The sequence below is a fragment of the Trichodesmium erythraeum IMS101 genome (assembly GCF_000014265.1).
Taxonomy (GTDB): Bacteria; Cyanobacteriota; Cyanobacteriia; order Cyanobacteriales; family Microcoleaceae; genus Trichodesmium; species Trichodesmium erythraeum.
On sequence record NC_008312.1, the window covers coordinates 6613501 to 6631332 of the forward strand.

The window sequence follows — 17832 nt, forward strand, 5'->3', positions numbered from 1 at the left end:
GTGTATCTTTAAAAAATTAGGCGATATAGCTACCGCCACCATCCTCTGCCAACGCTAATCTCTTGAGCATTAGTCGAATAGAACAAAGATTAATCTTGGCAGTAGCATTTTTCAGAGTTCCCATCAATTTTTTTGCTCAAGCTTTTACATCTCTCCATCCAAGAGTTAGCTCTCTCAATTACCCACCTTGCTTTGACTGGGACAAATCCTGTTTTCCCTTCCTGTTTTTTCTCTGCTTTTGATGGTTTTGGTGATAGTTTCAAGGGAATTTTGGTCCGTAACCCTGGATAAATTTTCTTTAACTCTTCTATTATCTTTTCGGGATGATATCCATGATCAAGTAAGATTGTAATTTTAGGAATGTTGACTGGTTTGGATTTAAAATAGTCAATATTGTCTGACAACATTTCTATTAATCCTGCATCATCAGATACTGATGCCTTAGTACAATGGGTGAAAAAAGGAAAACCAAGACTATCTACTGCTAGGTGTCTTTTGATACCGTTAGTAGCTTTGTAAAGACAAAATCCCTTGGACTTGACACCAGCATTACAAGTGTTTTTTACTGCCTGTGAATCAATGATTATTAAAGTTGTCCCGGAGCGCTTTTTTTTTACCTGTTGACGTACTTGAGAATGTAATACATCTCTAATTTTCTCAATTACCCCTGATTCTCGCCATTGTTTATAATGCCAAAATACTGTTGAATAAGGTGGTAAATCTTTATTGTATCACACCAATTACAACCATTTTTTAATTGATACAAAATACCATCTAAGATTTCTCTGTTGCTCCATTTTGTGGGACAAGTTTTCTTCTTATTTGGTATGGGATGGTTCAATCAGAACCCATTCTTTATCTGTTAAACTGCTTGAATATGGCATTTGCCTAACTCTTGTTTCGGATAATTGGCGATCGCTCTCTAGTATAACATTGGAGGAAAAAGATACACTCAGAGGTTCTATAGAACTCAAATTACGAACAACGAAAGAATTTGACCTAGAAGTACAAGAACAGCCAGGAACTCTAGAAAATGTATTAGATACATTACTAAAACGCTTACAAGCTGACCACTATCGTTTTTGGTATTTACCCCATGTAGATAGGGTATGGGAGTGGAGTGCAACTCGCAAACCACCAGGAAAAAATACTCCCAGACAAAACTTTTTCCAACGCCTCCAGAGTTGGTATCAAGAAAAACTCATTGGCTATTATACATTTGAACGGCTTTGTTGCACAAAGCAAGGAAAGATGGTAAAAATAACAGTGGGTAGCACCAAATCCTGCATTAACTCTCCTTATGAGTAAGTCCAAGTCCAAGTACCGGGTTAGCAACTGGTCGTATGGATGATGCCTCCTTAAAGCAGAGAGGGAGCCTGACATTTTGGCTAAGTTATGAAGTGATAGAACAGTGGGTAAATCAACATCAAACTGGGGGTCAGGGAGCATCGAATACCTATAGCGATGTAGCTATTGAACTAATGGTCACTCTCAGTAGTTTGTTTGCAGGGCGGGGCGACAGACAGAAGGATTTGTAGAATCTATATTTGATTTTTAGAGATTAGATTTACCTGTACCAGACCATAGCACTGTATGCCGTAGGGTCAGAAAACTAAATATCGGGATACCAGTGAGACCAAGGACAGAAGAGATGCATTTGGTAGTTGATTCTACAGGGGTCAAAGTCTACGGTGAAGGGGAATGGAAAACCAGGATTCATGGTGTAGGTAAACGTAGGACATGGCGTAAATTACTAGAGTGCGAATGAGGCCACCGGAGAGATTGTCACAGCAGTTGTCACAACCAATGATGTGAGTGACGACCAAGTATTTTCTGACCTATTAGATGGAGTAGAAGGTGAAATAGCCCAAGTTTCAGGTGATGGGGCTGATGACAAATACAAGTGTTATGAAACAGCTCACCAAAGAGGCATAAAAACGACCATTCCACCGCGTAAAAATGCTGTGATTAGGCAGCATGGCAACTGTAAAGCCCTACCCGCTCCCAGAGATGAGAACCTCAGAGGAATTCGTCAAATAGGACGGCAAAAATGGAAGCATGAAAGTGGATACCATAGACGCTCTCTATCTGGAACCACTATGTTTAGGTTCAAAGTTTTATTTGGTGGGAAGTTACGAAGACGATAATTTGATAATCAAGCAGTGGAGTTATTCATTAGACATCTCCAAAAATACCCACTTCCCTTACTGTGACTATTTTTCAAGGAATTAGCGCCTAATCCCCCAGATAGTCATTTTTTACATACTTTATGGTGTTAGAGATAGTTACTGTTTATTATTCACCATATTGAGCTGTTGTTTTTGTTATCTTCTTTTCTACATATATAGCAATCCCATATTGGTCGCAACAGATATAATAGTAAGAATAACAGATCTAAGAAAAAGACAAAAAATGAATATTATAGATAAACTAAATGATTTTATTAATCAAACAAAAGAGTCTAAAGAAATTAAAAGGGCCTTGGCCGTAAAAATGACCTTGTCAGGAAAATCCTACCATGAAGTCAAAGAATTATTAAATGTTTCTCACAGTTTTATTAGTGAATGGAAAAACCAAGCATTATTTCATGGTGTAGAAAGTTTAAGGCTTCAGTATCAAGGGAGACAAGGTTACTTAAAAACGGTCGAAAAAGAGAAAACAATTGAGTGGTTGAGAGCACAAGATTATCTTAGGTTATCAGATTTAAAAAACTACTTACAGGAGCAATATGATGTGGTTTTTGAGTCTAATCAAAGTTACTATAACTTGTTTAAAGAAGCGGGCATAAGTTGGAAAAAAACTCAAAAAAAGAATCCTGCTAAAAATGATGAATTAGTAGAAGTTAAAAGAAAAGAAATAGAGGAATTTTTAGCTAAATGGCAACCAGAAATAGAAACTGGAAAGCTTACAGTGTTTATGATTGATGAATGTCATCTTCTATGGGGAGACATATTAGGTTATGCTTGGGGAAAAACAGATGAAAGAATAGAAATTGCAATTAAAAATGAAAAAGAAAGACAGACTTATTATGGAGCTTTAGACTATAAAACCAAGGAATTTCTTGTGCAAGAATATGAGAGTGGAAATACTAAAAATACTATTGAATTTATTAAATATTTGCAGAAGCAAAGACCGGGCAACAAATTGGCAATATTTTGGGATGGGGCAACTTACCATAACTCTCAAGAATTTCGAGAATATTTAATGACAATTAATCAATACTTATCAGAAGAAGAATTGTTGATAAATTGTACAAGATTTGCTCCCAATGCTCCGGAGCAAAATCCTGTTGAAGATATTTGGTTACAAACCAAAAATTTCAGTATTACTTTTTATCATCTTTGCAGTTCTTTTAAAGTAGTTAAGTGGCTATTTAAGTTTTTTGCGGATGGTCAAATATTCAATTTCCCAAAACTTTTTCAGTATGAAATTTTGCCGCAACCTACTTAGGATTGCTATAGTAGGGTTCATGCTAATATTAATGCTCCTATTCTTAGTCTGACTAAACCACATATTGTTAAAATTACCTTTTCATAATTATATTCTTTTAATCTGAACCTTTCTCTAACTATTCCAAATATTTTGAGCAACCTAATAACATGTTCCACAAAGATTCTCTTTTTAGCTAATTTCAAGTTATTTTCTTTCATTTTTGGTGACATTTCTTGTTTTCTAGGCTTTTTTTTTGGTGTTATAGTTCTCTCTGCTCCTTGATACCCTTTATCTCCCTGAAATTTTTGTTCTTTATCAAATTTTGAAAGTTGTTTTATGAGTAAATTTACATCGCTTTCTGGACCTCTTTTTCCCACATTTACATCTACTATTTCTGTACCTTTTTCTGTCGTTATTATTTGGTTTTTTAATGTATGGTTTTTCTTTTTTCCAGAGTAATATTTTTTCTGTTTATCATCAGAGTATGGCCTATATATGCTTTTTTCTGTACTATCTACAATTAATTCTTGTTCTGTTAAAATTTATTGTATCCATAAATATTCGTCTTCTTTTTTTTGAAATTGTTCTAACAAGCTACTAGGCAGTAACTCTTGTAATATATCTATCCAAAGCCTGAAAAATATTATTTGCTGTTGATGAGCTGACACCAAAGTATATTCCTAGTATTTGGAATGTGGGGAAATGGCGTAAATAGTATAAAGTTAAGATGATTTCTTCCTCAAGTTTTAAGCTTTTTTTTCTGACTCCTCCTGTCTTAATTAGTCTTTTTTCTTGACTAGCGATCGCCTGTCTTTTTTTTAATGCAAGTCTTTGAGCATTTCCTAATATTTTTTTAAATTGCTCATTGGTAATCCCAATAACTCTTTTTATTTCTTTTGGGTGGTTATTAATATATTCTAATATCTGAGTCATTAGTAGGCTTTGTTGCATGAAAGTAGTGATCGCCAAAAACTTCCATCAGGAAGTTAACTAGATTTTCACTTTGTGACTTTTGGGTTTACCTGTTTGAATCATACGGTTCAGCATGGCACATTGTATGAACAACTCTACTGCTTGGGCTTTCGAATTTTCCTCGTCGTAACTGACCTCCAAAGCTCACTTTGAGTCTAAACATTGTGGTTTCTGATAGAGAACGCCGATGGTAACCACTTTCATGCTTCCATTTTTGGCGTCCTACCTTTCTGATTCTTCTGAGGTTTTCATCTCTGGGATGAGGTGGGCATTTGCAGTTGCCGTGTTGACCTATTACTGCATTTTTCCTGGGTGGAATTGTTACTTTTGCTCCTAGTTGGTTAGCTTTCTGGTAACATTTATACTTGTGCTCTGCTCCATCTCCTGATACTTGGGCTATTTCCCCATCTACTCCATTTCTCAAGTTCAGAAAATGCTTGTGAATCACTGACATCATTGGTAGTCACTACTCCACTGACAATCTCTCCTGTAGCCTCATTTACTCCTAGGTGTAATTTACCCCATGTACGCCGTTTACTGACACCATGAACTTTTGTTTTCCATTCACCTTCTCCGTAAACTTTCACCCCTGTAGAGTCTACTACTGTACGGAATAGTTTCATTAGTTGGTATAACTGGCAGTTGGATATTCAGTTTGAGCAAGCGACAGGATACAGTGCTATGGTCTGGTACTGGTAAATCTAAGTCCATCAATTGAAATATAGATTCGACAAAACCTTCAGTCTGTCGTCCGGCCAGACCAAACAATGATTGTATAGTGACCATAAATTCAATGGCCGTATTGCTATAGGTATTTGATGCCCCCCTACGTCCAGTTTTTTGTTGATTTACCCACTGCTCTATGACTTCATCATTCAACCAAAATGTGAGGCTCCCTCTCTGTCTTAGGGACGCATCAGACCTACGACCAGTTGCTGAAGAGGTACTTAGACTTGGACTTGGACTTACTCATCTCTACCCTTACTATAGGTTTCTTGTGCCACACGCTTATTGTTACCATATTTTCTATCTTTATACAACAAAGCCTCATTAGTATATAGTTTTTACAAATTTTTCATGACAATTATACCTTAATTTTTATTTTGGAGATGTCTATTCAATGCGCTATCCTGAACCCCATGATACAGAATGGTAAACCCGAAAGTTATCAAGTACACATCTAGAACTGCATCTCTCCAGGGAGTCATCTGCGATCGCAACATTCATGCAACAAAGCCATTTGGTTTTGCCACTTTTCAGGTTTTAGAAGAGCGACAAGTCTATTATATCAGAGTCGTTATGTTCGACTGACTAAGTGCTTACTCTCAGCACTAGAGTTAGAAAAGTTAACTATAGGTTTATGGTGAATACTATCAATATTATCTTTAATACATCATAAATCATCCGAAATCCGTTTTTTTTGTTTGTTGAGTATATCAGTGATAGTTTTCGCTGGAAAAGAGAAAATGTTTCTTAGTGTGGAAACCAAAGAAGCAAAGCAAGCAATTTTATCGATGGGTAAAGTTCAACAAACAGTTATTTATGAAGTTCCAATTCCTGGTAAATCTGGTAAAGTAGGGATAGCAGCCATTTGACCGATGGAGAACCTATCCTACTATTTTTTCCAACCATTAATTGAGGTAATATAAAAAGAGTGAAATCCCCAAAAATTATTTTTTGTGGGATAGACTTCACGGGGTGTTTGGAGGAAGGTAAAACTCGAACATAATTTTTTAAGTCACTTGCAAGAATTGTCACCTTCTCATGAGATCCCACAGATTATTCGATTAGCCTAGCAACATCTTCTAACCAAACGTTGGGTAATTGACTTGGCCTTTTAGGTAACTCCATTAGACCCATTTCTGTTAATCGAACTACATTGTTGAGGGTTTCTACTAAAGTAGGGTCAAAATAAGTGCCTTTGCGAGCGCTACACTTTTCTAGAGATTCTCCCAAACTAAGAGCAGGGCGTTTACCCCTTGGTATTGTCAGCTCTTGGAAGTAAGAAACTAAACCCAGAATACGAGATTCTATCGGTATTTCTTCTTCTTTGAGACCATCTGGCTTACCACTACCATCCCAGTATTCTAAGTAATGAGCAATAATTTTAGTGATAGGTACTAACTCTGGCATTGCTCCTAATAACTGAGATCCAAACAGATTCTGTTTCTGCCAAAAATTTAAACTTTTAGGATCTAACTCATCAGGTGTTTTAGAAAATACTTCTTTTGGAGCTGAAACTAAGCCAACTCGAAACAATAATCCTGCCAACCGTAAACGTCGCAATTTTGGGGTTGGTAAATCTAACAAGTTCCCTAAAGTTTCACATAAAGCTGCTACTTGCAAAGATGCAAGGGGGTTTGTTTGATCTTGCTCGTCTACTTTCTGTGCCATTCGTATAAATGCTTGCAACTTGTTAGTATTAAGGTTGTGAGTCACGCGTAATGCTTGATCTTCTAGTTCCCAAAGTTCCCTTGTTTGTCTATTGATAGCAATCATTTGTTCCTGAGTTTTTTGCAGGTAAGAAACTATTCTAGAAACTACACCGCTCATATCTGTGGGTGCTATACCTTTAGTCTCAATAATTTCCTGATGTTGTTTTTGAATTGTATCTGCGAGTTCTGGGTTGTAAGGGCGACATCTTTCTACAAGAATTTCGGCTGCTTTAGCTACTAAAGTTTCATCAAAAGTCCATAAACCATAGAATTTTCTTTCTATATCTACAGTTGGTTTACAGTTGGGTAAATATTCATCTTCAGAGAGTTCATGGCAAAGTACCATAGCTCGGTAACTTGGAGCTAGAATAATTAGATTCCATTCATTAACTATACTGTCTGTTGTTTCTAGATTAATTAAAGATACATTATCTAACTTACTTGTAGGATGTTTGGATAAACCACTATCTGCTACTGCTGCTATCATAATGTGACGGCTACATTGAGCTAATTCTTGATAGCGGTCTGCTTCTTGCAGATACCATTTTCCTTGTTGAAATGTTGCTAAAACTAATGGTTTAGCTTCTGGATGTTGACTGCTGACTTGTAATATGTGGTCTTCTAAAGCATGACATAGAGCTACTAGTGTATTTTTAAAATAAACTCCATAACTGCCGGGCAATTTTCCTTCTGGACTTCTTTTTTTAAGTTGATTTAAAGTTGCTTTGGAATCCATTTTTTAAAATTATAATTATTTAACTAAGACAGAATTAATTTAGGGTATTTGTTAAATTAGTAAGCTATAATATTTAAAGATAAATCATGTAAGACTTTCAGATTTAGCAACCTTCTAGACTTAGACATATAACTCACTTACTTTAAAAACCTACGAAATATAATATTTAGATAAAATTCACTGCTTCTTCTAAAAGCTGGATGGTTTTTCTGCACTCAATCATCTCTATTCAAACCTTTGAAAAGCTAATTAGTGAGTGTTGATACCTTTTTTATTTTATCTCCATGGCAAATGCATCTTGTCAAGAAATTCTAGTTAATTCTCAATCAACTCTGGTTTATTGTGCTTATTGACAATATACTTTCAATATATAGTGTTGATGTAATTGTTAAAACACTATATATAGGAATCAGCAAATAAGATAGGTTTGCCCTGACTTTATATCCTGGCTGCTAAATCTTTCTTCAAATGTTTGTCTTTTTTTTCTAGTTACCTTTAACAGTAGGATAATTCAATTTAGTGTATTTACACAAATTTTGATGATTTTGTCAAGTATCATGAAGTTTTTGTAATAAAAAAAGTGCTAAAATATTTTCTAATCTAATTAAGTATACAACTATGGCGGTCTATCAAGACAGGGAAGCATTTATTCCTTATTCTCGCAGAGATTTAATAGAACTTTGTATTAGAGATGGTAAATTACCAGATGCTTCTTTACAAAAATTTAGAGATTTTTGTTCTATTCTAGTGGCTTATTATCATTTTAAACTACATAAAAAACTAGAAATATTCAAAGAAAGCTATGCTCCTTTTAATCCTGATATTGATACTAAATCTATTGTTGATTGCTCATACTCACAACTTATAATAATGAAAAATAAGGTTGTTGAGAATTTTCAGGAAATTCTAGGGCAGAGTAATTATTACCCTATTTCTAAAGCTAGTTTGGAACGTGCTTTTCAAAAAAAATCACTAATTGAACTTAAGACAGATATCAATTTTGATGATTTTGAAGAGATAATATGTTATTGTCGCGGAGACATATATAAAACTATAAAGGTTAAGAAATTTTTCCAAAAAATTGAAAAGAAAATTGATATTTTTGAAAGGGTTGCTTTATTAATTAAATTCCAAAGCCAAAAGAATGTAGATTCTTCTGAAAAATTGATGGAAGAGTCTAATTTAATACCTAGTAAAATCTATCTTTCTCTCTACAAAAATATTCCTAAAGATGATATTGAGTTTCTATTTCCTAACCTAAAAATTAGTATGACTTTAAAAGATCGTCTCATGTTAGCAGTGCCTGCTATTGGTGCAGCAGTACCTCTTGCTCTAAAAATTTTACCCCAATTTTTACTAATTATTAGTGTCATTATCTTTCTAACTTTTGGTCCGTCTCATATAGAAAGATTCAATTTGAGAGTTAGTCCGGAAGATATTAAGAACATGACAGGAATTTTAATAGCTACATTATCTTTATTAGTTACTTTAGGAGGATTTTGTTTCAAGCAATATACTCAATATAAAAATAAACAAATTAAGTTTCAAAAGCAGGTCACAGAAACGTTATTTTTTCAAATAATTGCTAATAATGCATCTGTCTTTCAATGTTTAGTTGATGATGCTGAAGAAGAAGAATGTAAGGAAATTATCTTGGTATATTATCATTTGCTAACTAGCAATACATCACTAACTCCAGAACAATTAGACAATAAAATTGAGGTATGGATGGAAAAAAAATTTGATAGAAAAATTGATTTTGATATTGATGGTCCTTTAAATAATTTGACACAAATTAAAGGTAAAATTATCAGTGATAGTAAAAACGAAGATCAGATTCCGGATGTTTCATTGTTGAGCTATGATGAAAATGGTTGTTGTCAAGTTCTATCTATGGATAATGGGAAGAAATTAATAGATTATATCTGGGATAATCTTTATTATTGATGCTTTGTACTAAAATATTTATATTTTCTAGTTATTTCTACTGGTAGAATACAATGCAATTTTCAATAAGGTAATTACCCCCCAATTACTAACTGTTAAGGGTTACTATGCCTAGGAATTTTCCATAGAATGTCTGTACAATATAAGAATAATTTACAGACTCGGGAGAGATAAATACTTACACATAATTATAGGCTACATTGATTAATTACAATATGAAAAATATAGCAGATGAGCAATAGTCATCTTTGAGATAACTTAAGCTAAAAGTGCACAGATTAGGATTTTTGGTGATTCGATTTTATCTGCTAAGAAATAAATTTCTTACCTAATAGTATAAGTTATCTAAAGATGACTAAAACTAGCTACTTTATTATGACTAATTAATCATACTTGATATTATTCACTATTCGCTTCAGTATTTTTATCTTTGTCGCTAAATTGAGGAATATAATCAGGACGTTGAGTATTTTCCCAACCTGGAGGACGTTTAGAATTATACCAAGCAATTGAACCGATGGTTACAGCAGCCACAAAGCCTACGACAACAACTCCTATCGGAATCCATAGATTGCTTTCTACCATATTTAGTCTTCCTATTCTATTTTTTATTTGAGCATTATTAATATTATCTCATGGTCTGGATAGGTTCAAATAAAAATATACTAATCATATTATAGCTGTTGGGTATTCTTGTTATAATCTGTGATTGAACGGTGAGAATAAAATAGCTAACTGATTAACTATTTTTATTTTGGTTGGTTATTTTGATGTTAGTTAGCTTGTGAGGTCATAATTTTTAGCAAGTCAGGCTTTAATTATCTTTTTTTTAGAAGCTATTATTATAATTTATGCTTGAATGGGAAAGCAGTTTACTATTATTTCTAGACTGGGTTAAAGTTAATATCTATACTAATCAATTGAAAAAATAATGTGGTTAGTGGAGTTGAGTTATATTTTTTCTATTTTCAGAAATGAATCCATATTTGGAAAATCCTAAGTTTTGGCCATTAGTATATAAATATTTAATTATAGGAACAATCAAATATTTATTTAGATAATCGTAGGTTTTTTAGAAGGGTTTATACTAAGTTCTCAATTATCATTGATGAGTGGGTATTTTTTGAAGTTACAGCTTTTACTAAATAGGGTATTGGATAATTGGACAAGTCTCCTTTTCTAACTAGATTTTGTATAAACCTAAGGGTGTAATTAATTTTTTTTAATATATTTAATTTTCTCAAATATTTATTTAATTTAATGACCAATAGATGATTTTTCGATTTTGATTTTTTTTATGCTCAGAAAGGTGTTTATAAAGCATCGCTAAAAAAAAGGGGGAATTTAACAAGTTTTTTTCTTTTTTAGTGGAATAATTGATGATAGTAAATGTGCCTGATTTTTATGATAAATTTTATGACTTACTTTGATTTGAATTGGAGTGAATAGAAGTGGGAAAATTATATAATGGGTGAAATTTATTGAACTTAAATAACTGGATATTTTTGAGTGAACAGTTAACGATCGCAAAGGGAAATAAAGTTTAATTCTACCCTGCACAGAGTGTGAAGATTGCTCTTATTGATTATTCACTCTATATAGTAGTATACAGTTGAAGTTCATTTTTCAGGTATTGACAACTAATTGATATTAATTTAGTATATTAAGTAATTTAAAGTAGTTTGAGGTAAGTGTTTAAGTTTTTTATATTTTGTTGTTGTTGTTTCAATGATCGCGATCGTAGTAATAAGATTTTTTCCATTATCACAGATGTGTTGTGGGTCTGCTCACGTTATTGATATACTACTAGAGTGGTGACTTCGACTGTCAATACTTATGGACAAGTAACTGCTGATGGTTTTAGTAAAAGCAAGGGACGTTTTATTCAATTTTCTTAGAGATCATTATAATCTCTATTTTTAATGCTTTGTATCAGTCTTATTTATAGAACAGATTGTGAATTTAGAAAATCTAGAATTATTTGAAGCTGAATTTAATGCTGGTAAACAGGCCTTTGAAAGCGGCCAATATAGTAAATCATTACAGCATTTAGAGACTGCTTTAAAAAATGTTAATCCTAATTCTCGGTTGGGAGGAGAGACACAAATATGGCTAGTGACAGTATATCAAGCTGTGGGTAAGTTTCAAGAAGCTACTACTCTTTGTAAAAAACTTATTCATCATTCTTATTTACAGACTCGCCAACAAGCAAAACGTATATTAGCTATTCTGGAAGCACCTGTACTGAGAACTCGACCTGAGTGGGTAACAAAAATCCCTGATTTGGGGGCTATTTCTGAAAGTGATGCTCAAGATCGTGGGGGTAGTGGTCTGGTTTCTCAAGTTAAGTCGCCTTCGCCTCAGCCAAAAACAGAAATTTCTCAGTTAGAAGTTGTGGATCCGAGTAAGGTCAATACACAAGATAATCAGTTTGTTTTGGTGGCTTTAGTATTGATAATTCTGACTTTGACTGGGCTGGTTTGGTTGAGTTGATTTTTTGAAGTTTTTTTGGAGAGGGCAAATTTTCTATGAATAATGCATCAATTTGTAGAGTTGGAAATAAGTCATATCAATTCTGCATTGAATGTAGAAAAATTTTTGAGAAACTGTATGGTTTCCTTGGATACTAACTATGTACTATTACAAGTATGCAATAATTGAGAACGGATAACTAATATAGCTACTGTTAAATAAATTCTAGCACTAATTCGCTTCTTTTATTATGGTTTTTGTGTGGGAGAATTCAAAAGAAATTCTATAAAATTAACTAGACTCTTTTTTTTCTATTGTAAAGTAGATTTATAATAATAGAGTTTCTAAATTATGGATGTCAAATTAATTTTAGTCGGATTAACTTTTTTGTTTACTATTGGTTGCCTGTTCTTTGGTACACAGAATGGATTTTATGATACTGATGATTATCATGGTAATGGCTCTGCTCACTAAGTAGGCTATGGTTCATTCTTTTCTTGATTTTTTAGCTTTATCGTTGAGAAGCCTCACTCCACATCAAAGATGATGGTGTGAGGTTTTTTGCTGGTTAATAAATGGGACATTTCGTCCCATTTATTGGCAATATTATTCTGGTTTGGGGTGGGTATTAATGTACTATTTTCAATTTATCTATTTTGAGGATTTTTTTTATTTCTTGCTTGAGTTGATTTTCATCAAGAGCGATCGCTTTCCTGTCCTATTTTTTTTGTTGAATAAATAATCATGAGTATGGGCGAGCGAATCATTATATTCATAATATATCAAATTTTTTGAGAAGGTGCAATGGCAACGCCTTTGAGGATTTTTTTTATTTCTTGCTTGAGTTGATTTTCATCAAGAGCGATCGCTTTCCTGTCCTATTTTTTTTGTTGAATAAATAATCATGAGTATGGGCGAGCGAATCATTATATTCATAATATATCAAATTTTTTGAGAAGGTGCAATGGCAACGTCTCTTTTTTCTTGGAGCTTCACAGAATGAAAGTAAGGGTAAAGTAAAGTAGAAAGTTAGACCTAAATCCAGATTGTATAAATTATTGATGGTTTTTGAGCAGGATTTTTTTCAATTGTCTAATCTACTTATCCTAATTTTGATTTTTGGCTCACCTTACTTTTGACTTTCTTTAGTTATTTTTAGTATTTTTTAAGGAAAAAATTATTGTCAATAAGTAGTAAAAATAGTATATTATAAATAAAATAAATGTTAAATAATGATTTTTTTTATAGGGAGGCTATTATGAACAACAGATATAACAAACCAGATCAAGTAGACAATAGTCGGAAAAAAGCTTATCAAGTTGGAGCTTTGCAGAATGATGAGAAGTTTGAGGATTTTGTAGGTAAGTCTGATAAGAGGGATTTTTATCAGTTTAAGGTTGAAGAAAAGACGGATGTAGATATTAAGTTGGATGACCTGAGTGGGAATGCAAATTTGTATTTGCTGAATAATAAGGGGAAGCTTATTGAGAAGTCTACTAAAGGTGGTAAGAACGCAGAAGATATTGAGCGGACTTTGAACCCAGGGGCTTATTATGTAAAGGTGCAGTCGAATGAGGAAGATGCTAATTATACTTTGAGTTTGGATGTAGGTTCAGGTTCTCAGCAAGAAGATAAGGTAGGTAATAACCGGAAAAAAGCCTATAAATTCGGAGCTCTGAAGAATGATGAGAAGTTTGAGGATTTTGTAGGTAAGTCTGATCAGAGGGATTTTTATCAGTTTAAGGTTGAAGAAAAGACGGATGTAGATATTAAGTTGGGTGGCCTCAGTGGAAATGCGGATTTGTATTTGCTGAATAATAAGGGGAAGCTTATTGAGAAGTCTACTAAAGGTGGTGATAGCTTAGAAAATATTGAGCGGACTTTGAACCCAGGGGCTTATTATGTAAAGGTGCAGTCGAATGAGGAAGATGCTGATTATACTTTGAGTTTGGGTGTAGGTTCAGGTTCTCAGCAAGAAGATAAGGTAGGTAATAACCGGAAAAAAGCCTATAAATTTGGAGCTCTGAAGAATAATGAGCAGTTTGAGGAATTTGTAGGTAAGTCTGATAAGAGGGATTTTTATCGGTTTAAGGTTGAAGAAAAGACGGATGTAGATATTGAGTTGGGTGGCCTCGGTGGGAATGCAGATTTGTATTTGCTGAATAATAAGGGGAGGCTTATTGAGAAGTCTACTAAAGGCCTTAATAAGGTAGAAGATATTGAGCGGACTTTGAACCCAGGGACTTATTATGTAAAGGTGCAGTCGAATGATGAAGATGCTAAATATACTTTGAGTTTGGATGTAGGTTCAGGTTCTAAGAATCTAGAAAAGTACGAGTTTACTTACTACTATAGTGGTAGTCAGGATAATGAGTTTCAGGACTACTATAGTGGCTATTTTTACGCTCCAAAAGGAACTTATGAAGTAGATAGTTACTATGACTTTAATGAAGAAAAAAATGAAGCAAGTGCTAACGGTAAATACTATATTTCTAGTTCTAGTAAAGCGGGGGCTAAAGCAAAAGATGGAGAGGTTTACCTGGAAAGCTATTATGATTTAGAAACTAAAAAAGAGTATGTTCCTTATTATGCTAGTGAAGATTTGCCTTCTGGTGCTAGTGGCATGGGGAGTGAAGAAGACTTTATTGATTTTGAGAAAGATGAGGATGTAATTGAGCTAAAGCAGGAAGGCTTTTTTGGTGCTGACTATTCTCTGGCAAATATAGTTAAAGAGGCACAAACGTCTAAATCTGGAGATTATCAGATTGATGCGTTATTAAGCCCTTATAAGTGGGGAACTAACACAATAACTTATAGCTTCTATGATAATGATTCAGGTCCATATTATGGTGCGGAAAGAGATGTTGGGGAGGTTAGTGATAAGGTTCAGGAAGATATTCGACATATTCTTGAAAATATTTATGAGCCTCTTTCGGATCTTGATTTTGTAGAGGTAGCGGATACTTCTAATAGCTATGGTCTAATTCGAATTATGAAATCAAGTAACCCAAATTATGCTTATGCATATTATCCGTATGCAGATGATTATAATGCGGGAAATCTTCTTGATTTGGCTGGTGATGTCCATTTTAATGTTTATTATGATGGTAATGGTGATCATAACAATTTTCAGGGGGGTCCGGGAACTCATGGTTATATGACTCTGATCCATGAGTTAGGTCATGCTGTTGGTTTAAAGCATCCTCACGAGGATGGTGATACGTTGCCAGAAAATGAGGATAATACGAGCAATACTGTGATGTCATATAACTTTACTTACACCGCAGATAATCTGAGGTCTTATGACGTGAATGCATTACAGTATATCTACGGTTTTGAAACTCCAGAAGATTCAGTGACTGTGAAGTCCCCTAATGGAGGTGACACTCTGAAGTTAGGAAAAAGCTATACTATTACTTGGGATGATAATTTTAGTGAAAATGTGAAGCTGGAGTTGTACAAGGGGGGTTCGTTTGATAGCATAATTACTAATTCAACTGCTAGTGATGGCAGTTATGGTTGGACTTTGCCTACGTCTATGGCTATTGGTAGTGACTATAAGGTGAAAATTACTAGTGTCAGTGATGCTGGGGTTTCTGACTTGAGTGATAGTAATTTTACTATTGAACGAGATGGTGTTATTACTGTGAAGTCGCCTAATGGAGGGGATGTTATCAATACAGGGGATACTTACGATGTTACTTGGGATGACAATATCAGCGAGAATGTTCGTATTTATCTGTATCAAGGTAACAGGTATAAGCAGATGATAAGTAATTCAACTCCTAGTGATGGTAGTTACAGTTGGACGGTGCCGACTAGTTTGACTGCTGGTGATAATTATGAAGTTGCTATTCAAAGTGTTGAGAAAGGTAGTCTTTATGACTATAGCGACAGTAGTTTTACTATTGAACCAGATGGTGTTATTACTGTGAAGTCGCCTAATGGGGGGGATGTTATCAATACAGGAGATACTTACAATATTACTTGGGATGACAATATCAGCGAGAATGTTCGTATTGATCTGTATCAAGATAACAGGTATAAGCAGATGATAAGTAATTCAACTTCTAGTGATGGTAGTTTCCGTTGGAGGGTGCCGACAAATTTGGCTACTGGTGATAATTATCAAGTTGCTATTCAAAGTGTTGAGAAAGATCGTATTTTTGATTTTAGTGATAGTAATTTTACTATTGAACCGGATGGTGTTATTACTGTGAAGTCGCCTAATGGGGGGGATGTTATCAATACAGGAGATACTTACAATATTACTTGGGATGACAATATCAGCGAGAATGTTCGTATTTATTTGTTTCAGGGTAACAGGTATAAGCAGATGATAAGTAATTCAACTCCTAGTGATGGTAGTTACAGTTGGACGGTGCCGACTAGTTTGACTGCTGGTGATAATTATGAAGTTGCTATTCAAAGTGTTGAGAAAGGTAGTATTTATGACTATAGCGACAGTAGTTTTACTATTGAACCTGATGATTTTATTACGGTGATGTCGCCTAATGGAGGGGATATTCTGAATACAGGAGATACTTATAATATTACTTGGGATGATAATATTGGGGAGAATGTTCGTATTTATTTGTTTCAGGGTAACAGGTATAAGCAGATGATAAGTAATTCAACTCCTAGTGATGGTAGTTACAGTTGGAAGGTACCGACAAATTTGACTACTGGTGGTAATTATCAAGTTGCTATTCAAAGTGTTGAGAAGGGTAGTCTTTATGATTTTAGTAATAGCAATTTTAGTATTAAAACAGAAGATGTGAGTTCTGATAAATACTATTTTACTTATTATTATAATGTAGGTGATTCTTATAGTGGTTTTTTGTATGAAAAATCGGGTACATATTCTTCGGATGATATTTTAAGTGTTACTAGTGGTTTTTACCAGATAGATGATATTGAGAGTGGTGTAGGTAATAAAGATGATATTGGTGATGTTTACATTTCTTCTTACTATGATAGTAATTATACTGGGAATACTTACCAACCATTATTATCGCGTTATGGATGGCGGTCAGGTGGAAATGGTTTGGGTAGCGAGCGTGACTATTTAGGTTTCCCTAGTTATCAATCTTTTGACTCTAATAATGAGTTTAATGGTTTAATCTAGGGGTTTAAATGTTAAGTCCTAGGAGGGGAGCTGACTCTTAATCCCTCCTGGGATGGGGATTTGGATATGTTTGTTTCTTGATTTTTTCTTCTGGTAGACTATGGTAGGAAGGTTTTGGTTATGGGGATATGGTTTTTTTATTTGAAAGTCTCTTGAGGCTTTTTTTGTCGGTTTAATTTTGGTTTTGGCGATCGCTTTCCTATTCTTTTTTTTTGTTGAATAAATAATCATGTGTATGGGCGTGTTTGGCCTTATATTCATAGTTTATCAATTTTTTTCAAAAGTCGCAACCCCTATACCTCTTTTTTTTTTTGAGCTCCACAGGATGAAAAATCTCGGTACAGTAAAGCAGCGCTTTGAATATTAGTTGATCAGCTCTATACCTCTTTTTTTTTCGGGGCTCCACAGGATGAAAAGTCTGGGTTCTGGGTAAAGTAAGTCAGCACTTTGAATACTAGCCTACCAGCTCTAATTTATTGATGATTTTTTGATGAGCTTCTTCTTAGACTTGCTTGCTTTGGTTTTCTTCAAGAGCGATCGCTTTCCTATTCTCTTTTTTGTGTTGAATAAATAATCATCCGTATAGGCGTGCTTCCCCTTATATTTATAGTTTATCAATTTTTTTCAGAACTTGCAACTCCTATACCCCTTTTTTTCTTGAGCTCCACAGGATGAAAAATCTCGGTACAGTAAGGCAGCACTTTGAATAT

The 17832-nt window shown here is 34.1% G+C and carries 16 protein-coding genes and 2 pseudogenes; 12 read left to right on the plus strand and 6 right to left on the minus strand.

Annotation, left to right across the window (positions count from 1 at the left end; genetic code table 11):
• Nucleotides 1–89: 89 nt before the first annotated feature.
• A complete protein-coding gene (locus TERY_RS20700) occupies nt 90–662 on the minus strand; it encodes a transposase (protein ID WP_370497297.1) in 573 nt (190 codons plus the stop codon).
• A gap of 136 nt (nt 663–798) precedes the next feature.
• Here TERY_RS20700 and TERY_RS20705 point away from each other — a divergent pair, with 136 nt between their 5' ends.
• The 5 genes and pseudogenes from TERY_RS20705 (at nt 799) to TERY_RS20715 (ending at nt 3450) form a co-directional block, all read left to right on the plus strand.
• Nucleotides 799–1308 (plus strand): D-arabinono-1,4-lactone oxidase, encoded by a 510-nt coding sequence (locus tag TERY_RS20705; RefSeq protein ID WP_044136972.1) that lies wholly within the window; start codon nt 799–801, stop codon nt 1306–1308.
• A 35-nt stretch (nt 1309–1343) separates the two neighbouring features.
• Nucleotides 1344–1538: a transposase gene (locus tag TERY_RS33735; protein ID WP_063823353.1), complete on the plus strand. Its 195-nt coding sequence runs from the start codon at nt 1344–1346 to the stop codon at nt 1536–1538.
• A gap of 35 nt (nt 1539–1573) precedes the next feature.
• Nucleotides 1574–1768 (plus strand): annotated as a pseudogene (locus TERY_RS33740) (transposase); the annotation flags it as partial.
• A 13-nt stretch (nt 1769–1781) separates the two neighbouring features.
• Complete coding sequence (locus TERY_RS33745; protein WP_155994539.1) at nt 1782–2147, plus strand: transposase; 366 nt, start codon at nt 1782–1784, stop codon at nt 2145–2147.
• A 265-nt stretch (nt 2148–2412) separates the two neighbouring features.
• Nucleotides 2413–3450 (plus strand): IS630 family transposase, encoded by a 1038-nt coding sequence (locus TERY_RS20715; RefSeq protein WP_011610086.1) that lies wholly within the window; start codon nt 2413–2415, stop codon nt 3448–3450.
• 17 nt (nt 3451–3467) lie between these two features.
• Here TERY_RS20715 and TERY_RS31345 read toward each other — a convergent pair whose 3' ends face one another.
• The 3 genes and pseudogenes from TERY_RS31345 to TERY_RS25790 all read right to left on the minus strand — a co-directional run bounded on the left by TERY_RS31345 (nt 3468) and on the right by TERY_RS25790 (nt 5377).
• Complete coding sequence (locus TERY_RS31345; protein ID WP_155994541.1) at nt 3468–3974, minus strand: HARBI1 family protein; 507 nt, start codon at nt 3972–3974, stop codon at nt 3468–3470.
• A gap of 55 nt (nt 3975–4029) precedes the next feature.
• Nucleotides 4030–4365 (minus strand): helix-turn-helix domain-containing protein, encoded by a 336-nt coding sequence (locus tag TERY_RS20725; protein ID WP_370495985.1) that lies wholly within the window; start codon nt 4363–4365, stop codon nt 4030–4032.
• A gap of 57 nt (nt 4366–4422) precedes the next feature.
• Nucleotides 4423–5377 (minus strand): annotated as a pseudogene (locus tag TERY_RS25790) (IS5 family transposase).
• A gap of 176 nt (nt 5378–5553) precedes the next feature.
• Here TERY_RS25790 and TERY_RS33750 point away from each other — a divergent pair.
• Nucleotides 5554–5715 carry a hypothetical protein gene (locus TERY_RS33750; RefSeq protein ID WP_155994543.1) on the plus strand — a complete coding sequence of 54 codons (162 nt, stop codon included), beginning with the start codon at nt 5554–5556 and terminating at the stop codon, nt 5713–5715.
• A 155-nt stretch (nt 5716–5870) separates the two neighbouring features.
• On the plus strand, nt 5871–5999 hold the full coding sequence (locus TERY_RS37555; RefSeq protein WP_370495988.1) for a hypothetical protein: 129 nt from the start codon (nt 5871–5873) through the stop codon (nt 5997–5999).
• A gap of 184 nt (nt 6000–6183) precedes the next feature.
• On the opposite strand, the gene TERY_RS20735 is transcribed toward TERY_RS37555, so the two are convergent.
• Nucleotides 6184–7575, minus strand: a complete 1392-nt coding sequence (locus tag TERY_RS20735; RefSeq protein WP_011613619.1) for a DICT sensory domain-containing protein — start codon at nt 7573–7575, stop codon at nt 6184–6186.
• Nucleotides 7576–8193: 618 nt separating this feature from the next.
• Between TERY_RS20735 and TERY_RS20740 the strand changes: the two genes are divergently transcribed.
• Nucleotides 8194–9522 carry a DUF3754 domain-containing protein gene (locus tag TERY_RS20740; RefSeq protein ID WP_011613620.1) on the plus strand — a complete coding sequence of 443 codons (1329 nt, stop codon included), beginning with the start codon at nt 8194–8196 and terminating at the stop codon, nt 9520–9522.
• A 399-nt stretch (nt 9523–9921) separates the two neighbouring features.
• Here the strand turns inward: TERY_RS20740 and psb35 are convergent, their stop codons facing one another.
• Nucleotides 9922–10107 (minus strand): photosystem II assembly protein Psb35, encoded by a 186-nt coding sequence (gene psb35, locus TERY_RS20745; protein ID WP_011613621.1) that lies wholly within the window; start codon nt 10105–10107, stop codon nt 9922–9924.
• Nucleotides 10108–10496: 389 nt separating this feature from the next.
• On the opposite strand from psb35, the gene TERY_RS33755 reads away from it, so the two are divergent.
• The 4 genes from TERY_RS33755 to TERY_RS20755 all read left to right on the plus strand — a co-directional run bounded on the left by TERY_RS33755 (nt 10497) and on the right by TERY_RS20755 (nt 17122).
• Nucleotides 10497–10583: a hypothetical protein gene (locus TERY_RS33755; protein WP_155994723.1), complete on the plus strand. Its 87-nt coding sequence runs from the start codon at nt 10497–10499 to the stop codon at nt 10581–10583.
• An 895-nt stretch (nt 10584–11478) separates the two neighbouring features.
• Nucleotides 11479–12015: a hypothetical protein gene (locus tag TERY_RS20750; RefSeq protein WP_011613622.1), complete on the plus strand. Its 537-nt coding sequence runs from the start codon at nt 11479–11481 to the stop codon at nt 12013–12015.
• 330 nt (nt 12016–12345) lie between these two features.
• Nucleotides 12346–12468, plus strand: coding sequence for a hypothetical protein (locus tag TERY_RS37560; protein WP_011613623.1), 123 nt, complete (start codon nt 12346–12348; stop codon nt 12466–12468).
• Nucleotides 12469–13252: 784 nt separating this feature from the next.
• A complete protein-coding gene (locus TERY_RS20755; RefSeq protein WP_011613624.1) occupies nt 13253–17122 on the plus strand; it encodes a Ser-Thr-rich GPI-anchored membrane family protein in 3870 nt (1289 codons plus the stop codon).
• Nucleotides 17123–17832: the final 710 nt, after the last annotated feature.